Source organism: Parashewanella hymeniacidonis (assembly GCF_016900895.1).
Taxonomy (GTDB): Bacteria; Pseudomonadota; Gammaproteobacteria; order Enterobacterales; family Shewanellaceae; genus Parashewanella; species Parashewanella hymeniacidonis.
Map to the genome: position 1 here is coordinate 1 of NZ_JAFEUN010000091.1, position 18,716 is coordinate 18,716.

The window sequence follows — 18,716 nt, forward strand, 5'->3', positions numbered from 1 at the left end:
TTTCAAGCGGCCAGAGCACGAGCCAGAGGCTACCGTAATACAGGAACATTTATAACCATGATCTTTATGATTGCTAGCCCTGTATCAGATCTACTCAAATCCACATGAAACGACGAAGAGCCAACTTTCTTTTGATTCAATTGTTCTTACAATCGCTAACCTAGATAGAATGGAGGGTATTTTACTCATGTGTAAGTACGCTAGAAAGAAAAAAGAAAAAAGAAAAAAGAAAAAAGAAAAATGAAAATGAAGCATAAAGGTTTTACTCTAATCGAGTTGGTTGTTGTTATTGTTATTCTTGCTGTGTTGGCCGTGATTGCGCTACCGAAATTTTTATCATTGTCTGACGATGCAGATAAAGCTGTGGTGGAAGGCTACGCAGGAGCATTTGAAAGTGCTGTTTCAATTGCACATAAAGCTTGGTTGCTTGAAACAAAAGGTTCAGGCGCAATGAATGATCTTTCTGCTTATGGAAATTTGGATACAAATGACTCTGGTTATCCAATAGGTACTGATAAAGATGATAATCGAACGCAGCCCAACTCAATTGGTAAAGGAGATAAAGGATGCGTGACGATATGGGACGAAATTATGGTTCAGAAAGATATAGTATATCTGGTCGATACAACACCTTCAGGTGATGCTTTATTTGTTGCTGATAGAATGGGCAATACAAATCCTTATTATGAATGTCGATACGATTATATAAAATCGAACTTCAATGAAAATACTAATGTTGGTGCTTTAGGTTTTATTTACGATTCTCGTGATGGCCAAGTAAGCGTTTTTGATAATCGATAACCTTTATTTACAATGGTGAACTAAAGCTGAATAAAATGGACTAAATAAAGCCCCCTAGGAAGGTTAAAGAATAAATAAAAGGATGTTTGGTATGCTGATAAAACGTTATAGCGTAATTTTACTTACCCTTGGAATGCTCGGTTGTACAAGTTCACAAACACAAAGTGCTGTTGAAGGTTTTGGTGAAGGGATGCAAGGCAGTATTGAAAGCCGAAATAAAGACAAAAGCCGTGATCGTGAAGACAGAAGTGTACAAAATGAAGATGTCACAAATGGTGTACTAAACATGTTCCTTCAAGGTGTTTTCAGTTTATTCAGTTCAGAAAAAAACTAACCTCATAACTGACTAAATGATTAAAGTAGTTTGGACGGTGAAAATCATACCATTTTATTTTGATAGTTGTCTTGGTCGACTTATTATCTCAAAAATAAAGCTTTTCTCCTCAGATTTATCCTCTTAATTTATTACCCAAGTTTGATGGGTTCCGGCAAAACAAATAACCTCCCAATATTAAATACATCTAAGGGGTATGGACGATTGATTCCAGATCCTGATGGGCTTCTAGATTTACCTGAAGGGTTCAACTATCGAGTTATATCAGAATTTGGTCAATTAATGTCTGATGGTTTTCATGTGGCTGATAAAGTCGATGGCATGGGATGCATACAGCTAAAAGAGAATAAAGTAGCATTAATTCGGAATCATGAATTAAAACCTAAAAACCTTAAGAATCAGCCGACTTCACTTCAAAAAATAAAGACGCCGTTGAGCTATGACAATTTCACAAATGATGTTGCTTTACCTGGGGGGGACTTCGACACTTATTTATGATCTCAATACCAAACAAGTAGAAAAAGAGTTCGTCAGTTTACTTGGAACCATTCGTAACTGCTCTGGTGGTGTTACGCCTTGGGGCAGTTGGCTGACCTGTGAGGAAACGGTAGCGTTGCCGGACGGAGAGATAAGTAGAGATCACGGGTATATTTTTGAAGTTCCTGCTGATGCAACAACTTTTGTTGAAGCTAAGCCACTTAAAGCAATGGGACGCTTAAATCATGAAGCCGCTTGCGTAGACCCGAATACGGGTATTGTCTATTTGACTGAAGACACAGGTGACAGCCTGTTTTATCGTTTCGTACCAAAAGTATACGGTCAGCTTGAGAAAAGTGGCCAACTACAGGCCATGGTCGTTAAGGGAGTGCCAAAATTTGATACTCGTAATTGGTCAGAGATGACTATGAAGTTAGGCAAGTGGTTAGAGGCTGATTGGATAGATTTAGATGACCCAGAAAGCCCTAATGATGACTTGAGAATACGAGGTCACAAAGCTGGAGCAACATTATTTGCACGAGGAGAAGGAATACACTGGGCTGATGATGAATTGTATTTCTGTTGTACTAATGGCGGCCAAAAGCAATTAGGACAAGTTATGAGATATCAACCAAAGAAAGCGACTAAAGCAGCACGAGTTCAATTGTTTTTAGAAAGCGATGATGAAAGTTTATATAATTTCGGCGATAACCTGACTGTTACGCCTCAAGGGCATTTAATTGTTTGTGAAGATCAATATGTTGATCCTGTCGACAATCATTTAAGAGGTGTTACTCCAGAGGGCGATGTTTATAGCTTTGCGAGATTGCGTACTCAAACAGAAATGGCTGGTGCTTGCTTCTCTCCAGACGGAAAAGTGATGTTTGTAAATGTGTACTCACCGACCAAAACGCTTGCGATTGAAGGGCCTTGGAATAAGGTTTTAGCATGATAACTTGTGCTTGTTAAACTGAGTTTTCTTTTAAGTTATTAATTAAAAAGAAGTTACAAGAGTTTATATTTATGCGTAGAGTAATCTACGCATAAAAAGAAGCACTATTGTGCTGCCGTTGGTTGTAAGGTACCCACTTCAAGAATGGGGGCAGCATCTAAATCTTGAGCGTCCATCATGCTTGCTAGACGTTGTATCGATGACAATAGTTGAGATTGTTCCCATTCTGCCAATGCGGAGAACTTCTCAATAAAATGATCTTGTAATGGCTGCGGTGCTTTGATTAGCAGGTTTTCGCCAGCTTCAGTTAGAAATAATCCGACACGACGTTTATCTTCACTGCTTCTAATTCGATGAACTAAATCTCTCGCTTCAAGGCGATCTAAAATACTGGTAACGGTTGCAGGGCTTAAGTTTACATTTTGAGCAACTTGACGAGCAAGAATGCCTTTCTGTCTGCCAATTTGCTGCATAATAACTAATTGCGGGCCTGTTAAACCAACGGTTTTTGATAAGTGCTTTGAATGCAAATCAATGGCTCTGATCACTTTTCTTAATGAAGTGAAGAGCTCTTCGTGTTTTTCCATCAATAGAATCCGAGTAGGGAAGTACTGCTAACCATATAAACGATTTATATCGCTAAATTAATGTGTCGTAAAGCAAAATATTTTAGAAATAGTATTGTGATTAAAACTGAATCAAAAAGGCTCTCAACTTATATTAAGAGCCAAGTTTTATGTCTAAATAATTTAGAAACTAAAAGTACGAGAAACAGTAAAGATCACACGTGCTTTAGTTTCGTCTTGATGATTAATTGACGTATCTTCAGCTGAAATATCAAAGTCAAAACCTTTGTAATTAGTTAGGTATGATACTTTGAAATGATCGTATGATTTGTTGTTGTTACCCCAAGGCCATTTTGCTTCATCAAATGAATAAGAGTAATTATAAGTAAGCTTCAAACTATGGCCATCGGCAACTTCAAAAGTATGCGCCAATGTCGCAACGATATGCTCTACATCATAACCAAAATAATCCCATGCATAGGCTGCACGAATATTGGATACACCCATGTCTGAAGTGATATCTAACTGTGAATAAACTTCATTATAATTTAAGTCAGAAGCTGCACTTTCACCGTAATAAGTATATACAGAGATACCAGCGTCAAGGCCGAATGTATCATTAAGTTGAGTGTATTTACCAACGTATGCATCCCACTCTACATCAGTGCCAAAACCATTAAAGCCAACGTTAGAAGCAAAAGTACCAATATAAATACCATTATCCCAACCGTAATCTAAGCTGCCTTGAAGAGCTGCTTTATTTTCAGTTTGGCTATAACCGTTATAGCTGTAGTTTGATGTGGCGGTAATGGTAGAGCTCGCACCAGCGAATACAGAGGTTGATAGACCCAAGGCGCAAAGGGTACCTAGTGCGATAATTGTGTTTTTCATTTTAATGTTCCATTTTATTATTTGTGTACTGTCGCACCAGCCAAGGCTGGTGCTCAGTGATTTATCTTTATTGATATAAGGTTAATTCGAGTGAGTTAGCTTTGAATAATCAAGCGTGTTCTCTTCAGGAGAACCATTGATGTTTTTAACTGTTTTAAAGTGCTTAATTAAAATGAAGCAGAAACAGCTAAATAAAATGCCAATCGCCAATGCGCCCACCCACTGAATTTGTAGGAAATCCAGTTTAAAGAGTGCGGTTAGTGCAGCCAGCAGTGCAAAGTTACCGATAAAGTATTTCAGTTTACCGAAGCGTTTAACTGTCATGTTTAGGTTATCGGTATACAAGCGAATCAATGAGTCGAGTGAGTTGATCACAAAGGTAATACCAACAAACACCATGGCCATGTTGATGATGCCTGTAGTATCAATGCTGTTGGCACTGAAGTAGTAAAGAATCGTAAACCAAATCGCAATTGGGATTGATGGGTATACCATCATTGCAATTAATACTTGGTAAGCTTTCATGCCGCCAACGAAACGAGAGGTAAACTGACCAATCATGATGCTCCAAGCGAACCACCAAAATAGGTAGAACTCATGGTAATCATTCATTGGTAACACGAATTCATGAATGTTGCCGAAGTAGCCACCAATTTGACTAAAGGTAGTTGCGAATTCAGATAGCGTGTTGTCAGCTGGTAAAAATGCCGTAGCCCACATAAACACAATCAGCGCAAGGAACAAGCCAGTACTGCCTAGGCTCAAATAGCGAACATATTGAATGTTAGTACTTGAATAAACGGCTACTGCAATGACGGCAAGCACGATTAAATAGAAACTGCCGATAACGGTTTCACCATCACCGATTTCAGGTAAATACCACGGTAAGTTGATAAGCAATAGATAAGCGGTGAATGCACAAGTACCAATGATGACTAAGTTATTGATGAACTTGACTACACCGATTTCGAAGAACTTTACTCTTGGTTCAATCACACAAAAGTAGAAGCACGTTAAAAAGTAAAAGCCCCAGATCAAGAATGCCCAAAAACCAAACTCAATAGCGAGTGGGTTGGTAAATGAGTATTCAGGACTCGTAGCATAATCAGCGTATCCTGCAAACTCGGTCAGCGGGAACATGATCAAGCCCACATCTAGGCCTGAAGTAAATAAAATTGCGATAAAGGTGTAAGTGCGGGCTGGGGTGACACCGATGCAGCGCACATTACCCCAACGGAATAAAATGATTGCGATACAAGCGAAGGTGAAAATAATCCCCATTGAAAGCCAAGTCGTCATTATTGACCCCCAAATGTAGCTAAGTTGATATCCATGTAAGACCTATTTTTATTAATGTATTTAAGTACTCATGCAAATGAAATCACACATTCTGATTCATTATCTGAACTGGAACACCGTAATGCGCTCATCTATCAAACCAGAATGATTCAGATTACATCTGAACGAGTATTTACAAGCAGTAATCTGCTGATTACTTCAGTCAAATAAACTTTATCTTCAAAGAACACTCTGTTTTACAACAGGCAGCTTTAGCTGGCGGCCCTTCTAACAACAGGACTTTAGTAAACATTGGACATGACGAGGTCATTACCCAATGCTTAGTAAAATCAGGCTTAAAGTTATTATTGATTGTTTCAACGATTTTTATGACGAATGGCGTTATACCAAACTCAATAAAGGTCAGTTGTGACCCGATTGATATGCTTTCTGTTGCTCCCAATTTGTGGAAACAACAGAAAAGGCATTTAAAAATTAATTTACGACCCGCTTAGGCATTTGTTCACGTTGCTTTATTTGCCAATCCGTTCCTAATCGAACGTCAACATTGGCCGCAGCTAAAGGTGTCTTGCCCAAAATAAAATCAGCGGCTTTTTCAGCAACCATAATCGTCGGCGCATTTAAGTTACCGTTCGGAATCGTCGGGAAGATTGAAGAATCCACCACGCGTAATCCGTCAATGCCAATAACCTTGGTTTCAGGATTAACTACTGCCATATCATCGGTGCCCATTTTGCACGAACAAGATGGATGATAAGCCGACTCAACAAATTCACGTACGAAGGTGTCAATTTCTTCATCCGTCTGAACCGCTAAGCCAGGCTGAATTTCTTCACCACGGTATTCATCCATTGCTGGCTGATTGATGATTTCGCGAGTCAAACGTACACAAGCTCTGAAACCTTCAATGTCTTCTTGTTCAGTCAGGTAGTTAAATTGAATTTTTGGCGCCACCTTAGGATCAGCTGAAACTAACGTGACTGCACCACGGCTTTTTGGCTTATTATGTCCAATATGTACTTGGAAACCATGACCAGCAAACGCTTCTTTACCGTCATAGCGCATTGCTGCTGGTAAAAAATGATATTGTAAATCAGGGAACGCTAAATTAGCTTTCGAGCGAATAAAGCCACAAGATTCAAAGTGGTTGGTCGCACCTAAGCCAGATTTGTTTAAAATCCAGCGAGTACCAATACCCAGCTTGCTTAACGGATCCAGTTTGCCGTTTAATGAAATTGGCTGTTTACATTTAAATTGGAAGTAAAACTCCAAATGATCTTGTAAGTTCTGGCCGACACCCGGTAAGTGATGCTTCACTTCGACACCTGCATTTTCAAGCACGTTTTTATCGCCAATACCTGAAAGCTGCAAAATGTGTGGAGAACCAACAGAACCTGCTGACAATACAACTTCTTTAGTTGCAAAAACTGATACCGTTTTGCCTTTGCGTTGATATTCAACACCCTTAGCTTGCTTATCTTCAATCAGCACTTTATTTACTAAAGCGTGAGTGATGACGGTCAAATTTGCACGCTTCATCGCAGGGCGAAGGTAGGAATTTGACGTTGACCAACGCACACCATTTTTAATGGTCATATGCATTGGGCCAAAGCCTTCTTGTTGAGCGCCGTTATAATCTTGAGTTTCTAGATAACCTGCATCTTTACCCGCTTCGATAAATGCTCGGTAAAGTGGGTTTTTCATCTCGTTACCATTGTTAACGGCAAGCTCACCTTGCTTACCACGGTAGTCATCACCATCAAACGCCCACGTTTCAGCTTTTTTGAAATAAGGTAAACAATGCTGATAATCCCAGCCTGCTGCGCCGTGGTTGGCCCATTCATCAAAATCCATTGCATGACCACGAACATAAACCATGCCATTAATGGATGAAGAACCACCTAATACTTTACCTCGAGGGCAGTGCATTTTACGGTTGTCAAGGCCAGTTTCAGCTTCAGTTTCAAACTGCCAAGCGTATTTTTTTGTGTTCATTGGAATAGAAAGCGCCGTTGGCATTTGGATAAAAATACTCTTATCGCTGCCGCCAGTTTCCAATAGCAACACGGAATTATTTGGATCTTCAGATAAACGGTTTGCTAGTACGCAACCCGCTGAGCCTGCACCAACAATGATGTAATGATACTGCTGTTGTTGAGTCATCTTGGTATCCTTAAAATGGGCTTTCAAGCTTTTCCATACCCACATAAACCGACTTGATTTGGGTATAGGCTTTTAGCGTTTCGGTCCCGTTTTCACGGCCGATACCTGACATTTTGTAACCACCAACTGGCATTTCTGCAGGAGAAGCACCGAAAGCGTTAATCCAGCAAATACCCGCATCAATTTGATGAATAACACGGTGAGCACGAGTGATGTCTTGAGTGAAGACGCCAGCCGCTAAGCCCAATTTGGTGTCATTGGCTCTAGAGATAACTTCAGCTTCGTCGCTGAATTTAAGCAGTGACATTACAGGGCCAAAGATCTCTTCTTTAACGATGGTCATCTCGTCTTGGCAGTTGCCAAAGATGGTTGGCGCAACAAAGGCACCGTTTGGCGCATTGTCTGGAGATAAGGCTTTGCCGCCACTAAGGAGCTCTGCACCTTCTTCAACACCAATACGAATGTAATCAAGTGCTTTTTGCTGATGAGCTTTAGAAATAAGCGCACCAAAGTTGGTGTCTTCATTCAGTGGGTCGCCACACACGATGTTATCGTTAGTTCTTTGTACTAGACGCTCAACAAAGGTTGAGTAAATTGATTCGTGAACAAAAACACGAGTACCATTGGTGCAGATTTCACCTTGGGTATAGAAGTTACCCAACATCGCAGCAGAAACGGCATTATCAATGTCAGCATCATTAAATACGATAAGCGGAGATTTGCCGCCCAATTCCATGGTCACGTCTTTTAATGTGCTCGCAGCCGCTGCCATGACTTTTTGGCCTGTGCCCACTTCACCAGTAAAAGAGACTTTTGCGATATCAGGATTAGTGGTTAACCAAGCGCCCACTTTACCATCACCGTGTACAACGTTGAATACGCCGTCTGGTACGCCTGCTTGAGTGAAGATTTCAGCAAGCTTAACTGCACCCAGTGGCGTTTCTTCTGATGGTTTGAAAATCATTGCGTTACCTGCTGCTAATGCAGGCGCTGACTTCCAACACGCAATTTGCAATGGATAATTCCATGCACCGATACCTGCGCAAATGCCTAACGGTTCACGGCGGGTGTAATAAAAGTCGCCGCCTACGGTTTGTTGTGAGCCTTCAATCGCTGAGGCTAAACCTGCGAAAAACTCAATAGAATCGGCACCTGTTACTACGTCAACGACTGACGCTTCTTGCCATGGTTTCCCCGTATCAATGACTTCAACACGAGCAAGCGAATCATTATGTTGGCGAAGCAATTCAACAGCTTTTAATAAAATACGGCTGCGCTCCATGCCTGTCATTGCAGACCACTGGGCAAAACCTTGCTTGGCACTTTCAATTGCGGCTTGCTGAACTTTTTCGTCAGCAACTTCAACTTGGTAACTTACTTCACCCGTGGCTGGGTTAATAACATCAAAAACTTCACCTGTTTCATTTGAAACAGCTTTACCATGGATATAGTTACGATAAACGGTGGACATCAATTCTCTCCGGGAATCTAACGAAGGCGCTCGGAAATATAGCGCTTACATAATTGCTCAGCTTCTTTAAAGGCTTCTTCCGGCTTGGCTTGAAGGGCACTTCTAAGCCAAAAACCATCAATCATCGCTGCGGTTTGTTTGGCAGCATCAATGGCATCATTTTTTTCTAAAGCCTGAGCGAAGGAATATTGCAGGTTAGTGACTAACCTCTGATTGTTAACTTTTTGTAGGCGAGCCAGTTGAGGCTCATGCATGGCTTGCGCCCAAAAGCTTAACCATGTCTTTGTAGCTGGGTTTGAACATTGCAAATCGGTGAAATTAGCTTCAACAATGGCAAACAAACGTTGTTGCGGTTCAAGCTTTTTATTTTGAACCCTAATCAATAATGCGTGTTTGAGATTATCCAACAGGTATCTTTGCGTAGCTTCAATCAAGCCTTGCTTGCCATCAAAGTAATGGCTGATCAGTCCTGACGATATCCCGGCAATCGAGCTGATAGTCTTGATGGTCGTGTGATGAAGGCCATGTTGATCAACTGAGATGAGTGTTGCGTCAATGAGATCTTGTGTTCTTTTTGCTTTTATTTCACATCGCTGCATAACTGAAATTTTGTTTTCTCAAAGATTGATTGAACGTTCAATTAATATGTATGGTAATGATTCGTACACGAACTATCAAGCTAAATGTGATCTTTGTCCTGTTCCGCTCTCTTTCAAAAGTGATCATTAATGTAAAAATATTGCTCATTGGACATGTTCACATCCCCAGCAAAAACAATTAGAATGCCCGTTCCTGATTTATTGAGCACTTTATGCGTATTACTTTTTTTGCATTCATGGTTATCACATTAATATTTGCTGTGTACTTAGAAAAAAGCACAGTAAATACGACTGATGTGATGAACGTTGATTTTGCAAAAATGTTTTCGGTTAAAGCCAATGATCAAACGCATTCAAAAGAACGTGGTCAAACTGTCGAGCGGCATACGGCTGAAAACAAAGACAATTGCTGTGATGTTGATTGCTGCGATTCAAACTGTATTTGCATTGCAAATGCCTGCTCACCGTTTGCCTCTGTCACTGCTAATGTTCGTTCTACTCAAGTCGTGTTTTCCATTGAGTCTGTCTTTGACCAGCAATCAGAAAGCCCAATGTTTATTTCCAATTCCCATTATCGCCCTCCAAGAGTTACCTCATAAGAGTTAATGCACCTAAGTACTCATTCAAATGTAATCGAATAATTCTGGTTTGATAGTTGAGTGCAATACAAGGCGCGGCGAAGGGCGCATAGCCACTTTATGTAACCTGAGCTGAAACGCAGTAGTGTGCTCAGATAGTGAATCAGAATGTGTGGTTTCATTTGTATGGGTACTTATATGTGCACACCTAGTTTTCTTTTTAGAGCACTCTTAAATTGAGTGTAAATAAGTTGTGAGATAACCATGCTTTTTAAATCAAAAAATAAAGTAGCAGCAGTGCTGTTGCTACCATCGTTTGCGTATGCGAGTGACAATCATGAATACCATCATGAGCACGATGAATCGTCTGTCGAAACCATTCAAGTCAGCGCTTCGCGTTTAGGCCGAGTAGTCACAGAGTCTGCCACGAGAACTGAAATTATTAACGGCGAAGAAATACAAGAAAAAGCGCTCATGCGCCCCGGTAATATTTCTATGCTTGTTGCTGAAACAGGCGGTGTGCGTGTACAAACAACTTCTCCCGCTTTGGGGAGTGCGAATATTCGTCTACAGGGTTTATATGGTCGCTACACTCAGTTATTAAGTGATGGCTTACCACTCTACGGTGCTCAAACTGCTTCTATTGGTTTATTGCAAATACCGCCTACAGACTTAGCCAATGTAGAGATCATTAAAGGTTCTGCTTCATCACTTTATGGCGGCTCAGCATTGGGTGGAGTGATTAACTTAATCTCACGCACACCTTCTGATGAGTTTGAAGGAGAAGTGCTCGTTAACTTGACCTCAAAAGATGGTCAAGATGTGACGTCTTATTTTGCCGCACCGTTAACGGACGAATTAAGTGGTTCAGTTACGGCAGGTATTCACCGCCAGAGTACACAAGACTTGGATAATGATGGTTGGATTGACTTAGCAGGTTACGAGAGAGGCAGTATAAGACCTCGTCTATATTGGCAGGGTGAAGATGGTGACAACCTTTACGTAACACTGGGAGTGATGAAAGAGCAGCGCCGTGGTGGAACATCGGATAATGCGACTTTAAGCGATGGTCGTTCATTTCAACAGAATCAAGATACGATAAGAAGTGATTTAGGCTTTGTTTATGATCGTTCGTTGACAGAATCAGCGAGTCTGAACATGCGTGGTGCTTCTATGCTACAAAACCATGAACACCAATATGGTGATGTTTTTGAAGACGATAACCACAAGAGTTATTTAATTGAATCCAGTTACTCTGACTATTCAGACGACATGTCTTGGTTAATCGGCGCAGCTTTTCAGCAAGAATCTTTCGACTCCGATACGTTCTCAGAGTTTAATTATTCCTATAAAGCACCGGGTATATTTTCACAGCTGGATTATGAAGTGAGCGACGAAGTTTCGGCATCACTCAGTGCACGAACAGATTGGCACAGTGAATATGGTACCCAAGTTAGTCCTCGTGTTTCAGTTCTATACCAACCGAGTAACTGGACGTTAAGAGGAGCTTATGGCAAAGGTTATTATGCGCCAACACCATTTATTGAAGATATAGATGAAGTAGGGTTGTCTCGTTTATTGCCACTTGAAGACTTAGAAGCTGAGCAAGCGACAACGGCATCGGTGGACATCAGTTATATTACTGGGGACTTAGAAACGAGCGTGACTTTGTTTTCTTCTGACGTTGAAAACGTGACAGAGTTAGATCAAGTAACAAATAATTCATCAAATAAAACAGTTCGAATCGTAAATGCAGAGGATGAAAGCAAGATTCGTGGGGCAGAGTTATTGCTGCGCTATCGTTGGAATGACATTAAGTTTACAGGCAGTTACTTGTATACCGATGCTACAAAGTTGGGCAATAACAATAGCAACCGAGTTCCTTTAACACTTACGCCAGAACACTCTGCAGGCCTTGTGGTGATGTGGGAAGAGCATGGCAGCCACCTATTAGGGTTTGAAGCATATTACACAGGGACACAGCATTTAGAAAATAATCCGTACCGAGAAAAAAGCGATGCCTACTGGCACTTAGGGCTGTTAGGCCAAATTACCGTTGGTCGAATTAGCCTATTCCTGAACGCAGAAAATCTGTTGAATGTTCGTCAAACAAAAGAGGATTCATTACTGCTGCCAACTCAAGCACCAAGCGGGCGTTGGACGACGGATATCTGGTCTCGAAACGATGGCTTTACGGTCAATGGAGGTATTCGTTTTAAGTTTTAAACTCGCAAAAGCGGGACGTTGTCGATGGAAAATTGAAAATGAGTGCTTTAATACCTTGAAGAATCAAGGCTATAACATCAACCATAATTATGGTCACGGCAAAGAAAACCTGAGTTTTAATGTTTACCTGCTAATATTGCTCGCCTTTTATTTTCATCAGATTTTCGAATTAACTGATACTGCGTATCAAGCGTGTCGTAAACGCAATCGTTCAAAGCAGCATATGTGGGAACAACTGCGCTCAATTATAAAGATTGTGATATTTAAAACGTGGGAGGAATTATTGGCTTTGGTAACCGACCCTGATGCCTTTGATATCCCGATTAAAAAATCGTGAAGCCTCGCTAAGACTTAATGCGTTTAATTACGTAGGCTTGCGGCTGCTTTGAAGAAAAGCAATACGCTGGAGACATTGATACTGTAGCCGATTATATTAGATAATTGACATAAAGCGACAGTGAAACTAAATTGACCGAGATTTGCTGTGATCTATTTGCCATAGTTGTTGTGATCTCGGCTTCTGGTGTATTATTTCGAACAAAATCAGAAAATGGAGTAGATTTAACTTTCTCTCGCTTTCCCATAGGCTAAAAATCGATGTGTTCACTTAGCCAGAATTTTATTGGCCTGCCAAGTTGCATCTAACTGTTTTTGGATTAATCGAATCGTCTCAGCTTTTACACCTAGCTCTTTAGCTACTTGACTGAATGATTGTATTTCACTGACTACTTCTTCTACCACTTGTTTTGCTTTTGACCAATTAGCGAAACTGGCTGTTGATGCCAACTTTTGAATGGATTGTAGAGGTGGATTTTTACCGAAACCTGCAAACGATGTGGATTGTTCACCAAATGGGTGTGGGCTGAAAGTGACATCGTAAAAAGGTGCTAAATTCCATTCGCCGTTATCAGCTTGTAAGAATGCCCAGTTTTTACTGTGGTCGTCTTGGTTGCAACTGAACAAATTAAACATCGCTCGTTTAAATTGCATTTGCCCTGCTGCTGGTGACTTGCACAATATTCGACTGGCTTTTATTAAGTCTTCATAATCCAAGCTTGGCACTCGAAAATCTGCATTTAACAATCCGCATGCACTGTGCATGTGCAGTCGTCCACTTGTGCTATTTGCCTGATTTACGCAATCGAATCGTTTTAATGCTAACCATTGGCGAGCACCTGACTTTTTCGGTGCATCAAGTAATTGCCATTGTGGTGGCTGCAACCCAGCATCTTCAGCAAGTGTTAAATAAGCCGCTTCACACAAACCTTCTTCATGCCCTAATGATAGGTTTTTAGAGGTGAATTTAACTAACCATGCTTCATTGTTTTCATGAGATTGAACTTGTGTACTGCAATGCTTTGTGTCGCCGTTTTCAAAATAAACTTGGGCTTTTGGTCTTGCGCCGCCAGAACTCCCAGCTGCAACAAGTGCTGCTAATACATCATCGGTTTGCCCATCAAACTCTTTATCAAACTCTTTATCAAAAAATGCTTGAGCTTCAAACCCAAGAGTCTGTATATCAATTTCATTTTGATGATTAACCCCATATTCAGATACCGGGCTAAATTTCAATGCGCCCATTGCCGTACTGCCGACAAACGCTAACCGATCCATCGCCGTAACTTGCGCTGGCATAATCCCATTTTGGCGAAACACTCTATCTTGTAGCAGCAATCCCCAACCGTCAGGTAATGCATCAGCGAATACACCATGTAAACCATTATGAGGTTTCATCGGAGCTTGCTGCAATGTGTGATCGTGTTGCATTACAAAAGGTGACAAGTTGGTTTGCTCTGACAAATAATTCTGGTCATATTGAAAAAACACCCCTTGCCTGTTTTGTGCAAGCGTACCAACAAGTAATTCTTGCCCAGTGCTAAGCTTGCGCCGTACTTCTAAACGATTAATAGGCTTAAAGTTCATTTTTTAAAACCCACTGTCTAATACCTCTTCAATAGAAGTCGGAACTACTTTATTTTTATTCTGCTGCGTTAATTTATAGAGCCGATCCAGATCATCAAGACTTTGCCAAAGTAATAATAATTGCCTGAACGAGATTTGCCCTGTTAGCTCAAACTTTTTAATCGTTGATGCGGGCACAGTACTCCTCTGCGCTAATGCTTCACGAGAAAGCTTTGCGGTCTTTCGCTGCTCACGCAAGTAACTTGCAAAAGCTTGTTGAACATCACCTTCAATTAATAATGACAAATTCATTGCTTCACCAAAGAAAAATAGACACAATAGTAGCCACTATAGTTTAAAAATAATAAAATAGACATATTTGTATCTACTTAGTCATTTTAACAAAAGTAAAATGTTTACATTTCAGAATTGAGTAAAGATTATTGCGGGATATTTAATCTTCTCGTTTTAAAAGTTCATCGACATGTTTTTCAACATCATCAATTTCTTTGTAATCACCATTTTTAAGGTCTTGTTCACATTCTTCGATAGACTTCATAAGCTCAGAATCTTTACTCAATAATCCACTTTCGACTAGATCATCAGCGGTTTCACGGTAAGCATTCACCAGAGGGGTATTGACAATTTCAAATTCCCGTTTATTGACATTCATAACCGCAAGGGTGCCGCTGTTTTGTGATGCAAGTATCACTTTTAAGGGTGTTTCACCATTTATTCCAAAAGTCAATACGGGGCTGGTGAATGGTTACGTTTCACGAAGCACATTTATTATCGAACTCCCTTTTTCAGGCTCTCTTTCTACATCAAGTTCATAAAGCCCTAGCTCCTGATCCAGCGCTGATAATTCATTAAGAGCATCTAACCGCTTTTGTATTAACCGTTCATTTTTAAAGCCCTTCATTATCTGAGTGAACTTGTCAAAATCCCATTCTTGATCATCACCGCTGTTTTCACCTTCAGTAATTAATTGCTCTAGCTTTGTTAAGCTCTCTCGCTTCTGCTCAAATAAATCAGCAGGGACACAGTAGAATGAAGGTTCGCCAGCAACTGAAATACAGACAGGCTCATCTTTGGCGCTTTCAATGACTTTTAAGGGGTTATCTTGAAAGTCAGTGATGTCGAATGTCATTTCGGTAAGAATTTTTTTGCTCATAACTTCACAAATTTGGGGAGAGCACAGGAAAGTTATCATGCCCTGCTTAATAGCTAGGAGCAAATAAACACGGCAAACATTTAGTAAGTGAATTTTCATTAATATTTCTACCTTGCATAACCTCCTACAACTTCCTAGAATGTTCACATAATGTGAACGCAAAATAGATCATGCACGTAGTAAAAAAAGAAGCTTTTGAAACAGCAAAAGTTCTGCATCCAAAATATACAAAAACTATTGATGATACTTACAAGGTGCTGGACAAAAGTAAGCCTAATAATCCAGAAGAATTAAAAAAGATATCCCCGAGCCTCGATAACTTTAAGTACGTAGATAAATGGTATGTAATAGATCTTGGTGGGAAAAAACTCAGGTTAATTGCTTTTATCACTTTTTTTGGTGACGGGCACTTCTATGTTAGGCATATTTGTACTCATGCCGAATATGACAAAATTGTTGATGAACACAGCTCAAAGAGCAAAAAGAAGTAATCGAAATACGTCGAGGTATATTATGAACTTACATGAAATGGTGACAGCTGCTAACAACGCTTTTATTGCGTTACCTTGGATTGCAGGGATTCAAAGTCGAGATCAATATGACGAGCTCATGGAGCTTGCTGATGAACTTGTAGAAGATTATGAAAAAAATCATACCTTGATTGAACTGTTGCTCCCTGTTCTTCATAAGTACGAAGAAGAAGCTGACGAATTTAAAGAATTTAAAAAAGATATCGACGCCATTGACCCAGCCATTGCTATGTTAAGAGTCATCATTGATCAACATCAATTAACTTATAGTGATTTTAAAAATGAAATTGGGGGCAAGTCTCTCGTATCGATGATACTAAGCGGTGAGCGCTCATTAACGCTTAGCCATATTAAAGCCTTATCTTTACGATTTGGAATTGATAAAGCGATGTTTATTTGAGAATTAATAGTTAAATGAATTCTTTAATCAGCTTTTTTATTTATGAGTAATTTACGTTACATAAAAAGTTAAAACACAGCATTGTGAGTCATATTGGTTACATAACTTGGAATAAACGAATTTTATGAGTAATATAAAGCTCATTGATAATTCAAATTAAGTAGAAACATGAAGCATCTTACTTTACAGGCTTTTTTAGACAAGCAATGGAAAGATGTTGGACATATCATCTTTCCTTATGGCAATAAAAACAGATTCGATGTAGCTGAACTCAACTACAATGAAGATTATGTTATTGAACTCATAGATAAAGATGACGAACACGCTGTTTCTATCAATTATCCAGTGGCATTATTTTTTGATAACGAAAATAAAGCGTGGCCTCGCTTTATTGATGACATTATGCCCAGTGGAGCCAGCAGACGCTACTGGATGAAATATCTCGGCTTAGAAGGTATCCCTACTGATGAGCAAAATTACCTGTTATTAAAAAATGGCACAATGTCACCTGTAGGTAATTTACGTATTAAAGAGTCTTTACCTGAAAGAAACCCGTTAGCTGAAAACTTATTCTTTACCATCGAAGATGTTAATAATCGTGCAGGTGACTTCTTAGATTACGCTCAACAAAAAGGTGCAGCAGCAGGCGGAGCAACGGGTGCTGGCGGTGAAGCTCCAAAGTTACTTTTACGCTGTAATACGCAACAGCAAATTTGGATTGATACCTACCAAGACGATTTAACCAGCCAAGATATTCATTACTTGGTGAAATATCCCAGAGGCTCACGAGCGGAAATTGACTGTAATATTTTGCGAGCAGAGTATCACTTTTACCATGAACTTGAAGCTATGGGCTTTGATACCATTGCCACCGATAACATACGGCTTGAAGAAGGCTTAAAGTATCCATCAATTTGGTTACCAAGGTTTGATGTAAGAAATACCAAAAATGGCATTCAGCACTTGGGAATGGAATCAGTTTACTCAATGCTTGATAAGGGAGCTGGCACAACACTTTATCATGGCGAGGTTATTCGAAAGTTGATAAACAAAATCAATAAATCTCATATGGTAAATGAGCAAGATTTCAAGTTTGATCAACAAGCGTTTATTATCGAATGGGTAACCAGAGATTTACTTAATATTATTTTTGGCAATAGTGATAACCATGGTAGAAACACTTCATTTATTCGTTATCAAGGTGAAATACGATTAGCACCGATTTATGATTTTGCCCCGATGAAAGCCGATCCTGAAGGTGTTGCTAGAACAACCATTTGGGGGAACCCATTAGAAATTGGAGGAGAATATGATTTCGTCGCCATAGCTAACTCGTTATCTGATGTAGTTAATAAAGATGAATTACTCGGTTCATTAAAGAAAACAGCAGATCAACTTGTTGAGCTAAAATCTCGTCTTGAGCATAGGGGCATACCAGAACAAATTCTTTTAATGCCAAGTATTGGATTTGATTTTATCTCAGAAAAATTGACACGTTGGGGGCTACGCTAATGGAAGAAGTTGATCAAAAAGAACTGAACCTCCCAAGCAGGAAACGCACCTCTAAAACAACCAAAGGTGTGAGTAATTTTGAGAGAAACCAAAAAATACGTGAAATCATCTTTAAAGTGGTAACGTCTGAACTCACCCAAGGTCAAGCTTTAAAAATCTTGCGAATGGACATAATAGGCTTAAAACAAGATGCTTATGCCAAGTTGGTAAAAGTCTCAAGAAAAACCATTTCTGAGATTGAAAATGATCGTGGCAATTATACCGCTGATGTGATCAACAAAGTGTTTAAACCTTTTGGTTTGAAAGTTGGGTTAGTGCCACAATCAACTCACTTGTTAGCGGCGATTTTTACTAAACAAGATTTTGATTAAGGTCGAAAACGGCTTTCAAATTTTTGTTTAGTATTCCAAGCCGTATTTCTGATAAAACTCAAACTAAAATACAGCCTTATAAATCAGTTAAATGCGAAACAAATTCAGCTGTCCCCGCCACTAAATAAAACAAAGACTTAGCTCATCGAGCTGGGTCTTTTTTCTTTTTAATGTCCACATAATGGTCACAGAGCTGTCGCCATTTACCTTTAAAACCTCATAAAACAATAAATATACGGCATGGGCTTTGACACTTTCTCCGTATTGCGCCGCCTGTGTGATTTTCTTTGGAAAGCTTGCAGTGTATCGTTTACCTTGTTCGTTTTCTAAGATTTGTGCTTGATATGCAGTGACGACGGTTTTGAATTCGATATCAAATACTTGACGTTTTTCAACGCCCACTTCTTTGTAGTTGCCTTTAGGAAGTTTACGCTTATCAAGCTTGATAACTTCAACGACATCAGGCTTAT

Annotated in this window: 19 protein-coding genes and 2 pseudogenes; 10 read left to right on the plus strand and 11 right to left on the minus strand. The window is 39.8% G+C overall.

What is annotated here, in order from left to right; translation table 11 throughout:
* Positions 1–246 precede the first annotated feature (246 nt).
* From JQC92_RS22945 to JQC92_RS16305, 3 genes and pseudogenes are all read left to right on the plus strand, one after another.
* Positions 247–801 (plus strand): prepilin-type N-terminal cleavage/methylation domain-containing protein, encoded by a 555-nt coding sequence (locus JQC92_RS22945; protein WP_276315813.1) that lies wholly within the window; start codon positions 247–249, stop codon positions 799–801.
* Between the two features lie 91 nt (positions 802–892).
* Positions 893–1,135 carry a hypothetical protein gene (locus JQC92_RS16300; RefSeq protein ID WP_205000641.1) on the plus strand — a complete coding sequence of 81 codons (243 nt, stop codon included), beginning with the start codon at positions 893–895 and terminating at the stop codon, positions 1,133–1,135.
* A gap of 144 nt (positions 1,136–1,279) precedes the next feature.
* Positions 1,280–2,564 (plus strand): annotated as a pseudogene (locus JQC92_RS16305) (alkaline phosphatase PhoX).
* A 104-nt stretch (positions 2,565–2,668) separates the two neighbouring features.
* Here the strand turns inward: JQC92_RS16305 and JQC92_RS16310 are convergent.
* The 6 genes from JQC92_RS16310 to betI all read right to left on the minus strand — a co-directional run bounded on the left by JQC92_RS16310 (position 2,669) and on the right by betI (position 9,553).
* Positions 2,669–3,151, minus strand: a complete 483-nt coding sequence (locus JQC92_RS16310; protein ID WP_205000642.1) for a MarR family winged helix-turn-helix transcriptional regulator — start codon at positions 3,149–3,151, stop codon at positions 2,669–2,671.
* A gap of 162 nt (positions 3,152–3,313) precedes the next feature.
* Positions 3,314–4,021 (minus strand): TorF family putative porin, encoded by a 708-nt coding sequence (locus tag JQC92_RS16315; protein ID WP_205000643.1) that lies wholly within the window; start codon positions 4,019–4,021, stop codon positions 3,314–3,316.
* Positions 4,022–4,102: 81 nt separating this feature from the next.
* The gene (locus JQC92_RS16320) at positions 4,103–5,320 is read right to left on the minus strand and encodes a BCCT family transporter (RefSeq protein WP_205000644.1); all 1,218 of its coding nucleotides are present in this window, start codon (positions 5,318–5,320) and stop codon (positions 4,103–4,105) included.
* A gap of 474 nt (positions 5,321–5,794) precedes the next feature.
* Entirely contained in the window at positions 5,795–7,483 is a 1,689-nt protein-coding gene (gene betA / locus JQC92_RS16325; protein WP_205000645.1) for a choline dehydrogenase, read from the minus strand.
* Positions 7,484–7,493: 10 nt separating this feature from the next.
* On the minus strand, positions 7,494–8,954 hold the full coding sequence (gene betB, locus JQC92_RS16330; protein ID WP_205000646.1) for a betaine-aldehyde dehydrogenase: 1,461 nt from the start codon (positions 8,952–8,954) through the stop codon (positions 7,494–7,496).
* A 17-nt stretch (positions 8,955–8,971) separates the two neighbouring features.
* Positions 8,972–9,553: a transcriptional regulator BetI gene (gene betI / locus JQC92_RS16335; protein ID WP_129946822.1), complete on the minus strand. Its 582-nt coding sequence runs from the start codon at positions 9,551–9,553 to the stop codon at positions 8,972–8,974.
* Positions 9,554–9,765: 212 nt separating this feature from the next.
* On the opposite strand from betI, the gene JQC92_RS16340 reads away from it, so the two are divergent.
* From JQC92_RS16340 to JQC92_RS16350, 3 genes are all read left to right on the plus strand, one after another.
* A complete protein-coding gene (locus JQC92_RS16340; protein ID WP_205000647.1) occupies positions 9,766–10,152 on the plus strand; it encodes a hypothetical protein in 387 nt (128 codons plus the stop codon).
* 243 nt (positions 10,153–10,395) lie between these two features.
* Positions 10,396–12,357: a TonB-dependent receptor plug domain-containing protein gene (locus JQC92_RS16345; RefSeq protein ID WP_205000648.1), complete on the plus strand. Its 1,962-nt coding sequence runs from the start codon at positions 10,396–10,398 to the stop codon at positions 12,355–12,357.
* On the plus strand, positions 12,317–12,694 hold the full coding sequence (locus JQC92_RS16350; protein WP_205000649.1) for a hypothetical protein: 378 nt from the start codon (positions 12,317–12,319) through the stop codon (positions 12,692–12,694). Before JQC92_RS16345 ends, JQC92_RS16350 begins: the two co-directional genes overlap by 41 nt.
* Before the next feature lie 266 nt (positions 12,695–12,960).
* Here the strand turns inward: JQC92_RS16350 and JQC92_RS16355 are convergent, their stop codons facing one another.
* The 4 genes from JQC92_RS16355 to JQC92_RS16370 all read right to left on the minus strand — a co-directional run bounded on the left by JQC92_RS16355 (position 12,961) and on the right by JQC92_RS16370 (position 15,433).
* Entirely contained in the window at positions 12,961–14,280 is a 1,320-nt protein-coding gene (locus JQC92_RS16355) for a type II toxin-antitoxin system HipA family toxin (protein WP_205000650.1), read from the minus strand.
* A gap of 3 nt (positions 14,281–14,283) precedes the next feature.
* On the minus strand, positions 14,284–14,571 hold the full coding sequence (locus JQC92_RS16360) for a helix-turn-helix domain-containing protein (protein WP_205000651.1): 288 nt from the start codon (positions 14,569–14,571) through the stop codon (positions 14,284–14,286).
* A 142-nt stretch (positions 14,572–14,713) separates the two neighbouring features.
* Positions 14,714–15,007: a hypothetical protein gene (locus tag JQC92_RS16365; protein ID WP_205000652.1), complete on the minus strand. Its 294-nt coding sequence runs from the start codon at positions 15,005–15,007 to the stop codon at positions 14,714–14,716.
* 18 nt (positions 15,008–15,025) lie between these two features.
* Positions 15,026–15,433, minus strand: coding sequence for a type II toxin-antitoxin system prevent-host-death family antitoxin (locus tag JQC92_RS16370; RefSeq protein WP_205000653.1), 408 nt, complete (start codon positions 15,431–15,433; stop codon positions 15,026–15,028).
* 170 nt (positions 15,434–15,603) lie between these two features.
* Here JQC92_RS16370 and JQC92_RS16375 point away from each other — a divergent pair, with 170 nt between their 5' ends.
* From JQC92_RS16375 to JQC92_RS16390, 4 genes are all read left to right on the plus strand, one after another.
* Positions 15,604–15,924 carry a type II toxin-antitoxin system HigB family toxin gene (locus JQC92_RS16375; protein WP_205000654.1) on the plus strand — a complete coding sequence of 107 codons (321 nt, stop codon included), beginning with the start codon at positions 15,604–15,606 and terminating at the stop codon, positions 15,922–15,924.
* Positions 15,925–15,946: 22 nt separating this feature from the next.
* Positions 15,947–16,363, plus strand: coding sequence for a helix-turn-helix domain-containing protein (locus JQC92_RS16380; protein WP_205000655.1), 417 nt, complete (start codon positions 15,947–15,949; stop codon positions 16,361–16,363).
* Positions 16,364–16,531: 168 nt separating this feature from the next.
* A complete protein-coding gene (locus JQC92_RS16385) occupies positions 16,532–17,875 on the plus strand; it encodes a type II toxin-antitoxin system HipA family toxin (protein ID WP_205000656.1) in 1,344 nt (447 codons plus the stop codon).
* Complete coding sequence (locus JQC92_RS16390) at positions 17,875–18,246, plus strand: helix-turn-helix transcriptional regulator (RefSeq protein ID WP_205000657.1); 372 nt, start codon at positions 17,875–17,877, stop codon at positions 18,244–18,246. Before JQC92_RS16385 ends, JQC92_RS16390 begins: the two co-directional genes overlap by 1 nt.
* A 120-nt stretch (positions 18,247–18,366) precedes the next feature.
* On the opposite strand, the pseudogene JQC92_RS16395 reads toward JQC92_RS16390, so the two are convergent.
* Positions 18,367–18,716: pseudogene (locus tag JQC92_RS16395) on the minus strand (hypothetical protein); the annotation flags it as partial.

Coding starts and splice junctions, on each gene's coding strand:
- JQC92_RS16310 (WP_205000642.1), bottom strand. CDS start 3,151: ATGGAAAAACACGAAGAGCTCTTCACTTCATTAAGAAAAGTGATCAGA.
- JQC92_RS16390 (WP_205000657.1), top strand. CDS start 17,875: ATGGAAGAAGTTGATCAAAAAGAACTGAACCTCCCAAGCAGGAAACGC.
- JQC92_RS22945 (WP_276315813.1), top strand. CDS start 247: ATGAAGCATAAAGGTTTTACTCTAATCGAGTTGGTTGTTGTTATTGTT.
- JQC92_RS16345 (WP_205000648.1), top strand. CDS start 10,396: ATGCTTTTTAAATCAAAAAATAAAGTAGCAGCAGTGCTGTTGCTACCA.
- JQC92_RS16355 (WP_205000650.1), bottom strand. CDS start 14,280: ATGAACTTTAAGCCTATTAATCGTTTAGAAGTACGGCGCAAGCTTAGC.
- JQC92_RS16360 (WP_205000651.1), bottom strand. CDS start 14,571: ATGAATTTGTCATTATTAATTGAAGGTGATGTTCAACAAGCTTTTGCA.
- betB (WP_205000646.1), bottom strand. CDS start 8,954: ATGTCCACCGTTTATCGTAACTATATCCATGGTAAAGCTGTTTCAAAT.
- betI (WP_129946822.1), bottom strand. CDS start 9,553: ATGCAGCGATGTGAAATAAAAGCAAAAAGAACACAAGATCTCATTGAC.
- JQC92_RS16315 (WP_205000643.1), bottom strand. CDS start 4,021: ATGAAAAACACAATTATCGCACTAGGTACCCTTTGCGCCTTGGGTCTA.
- JQC92_RS16370 (WP_205000653.1), bottom strand. CDS start 15,433: ATGAGCAAAAAAATTCTTACCGAAATGACATTCGACATCACTGACTTT.
- JQC92_RS16375 (WP_205000654.1), top strand. CDS start 15,604: ATGCACGTAGTAAAAAAAGAAGCTTTTGAAACAGCAAAAGTTCTGCAT.
- JQC92_RS16300 (WP_205000641.1), top strand. CDS start 893: ATGCTGATAAAACGTTATAGCGTAATTTTACTTACCCTTGGAATGCTC.
- JQC92_RS16385 (WP_205000656.1), top strand. CDS start 16,532: ATGAAGCATCTTACTTTACAGGCTTTTTTAGACAAGCAATGGAAAGAT.
- betA (WP_205000645.1), bottom strand. CDS start 7,483: ATGACTCAACAACAGCAGTATCATTACATCATTGTTGGTGCAGGCTCA.
- JQC92_RS16340 (WP_205000647.1), top strand. CDS start 9,766: ATGCGTATTACTTTTTTTGCATTCATGGTTATCACATTAATATTTGCT.
- JQC92_RS16320 (WP_205000644.1), bottom strand. CDS start 5,320: ATGACGACTTGGCTTTCAATGGGGATTATTTTCACCTTCGCTTGTATC.
- JQC92_RS16350 (WP_205000649.1), top strand. CDS start 12,317: ATGGCTTTACGGTCAATGGAGGTATTCGTTTTAAGTTTTAAACTCGCA.
- JQC92_RS16380 (WP_205000655.1), top strand. CDS start 15,947: ATGAACTTACATGAAATGGTGACAGCTGCTAACAACGCTTTTATTGCG.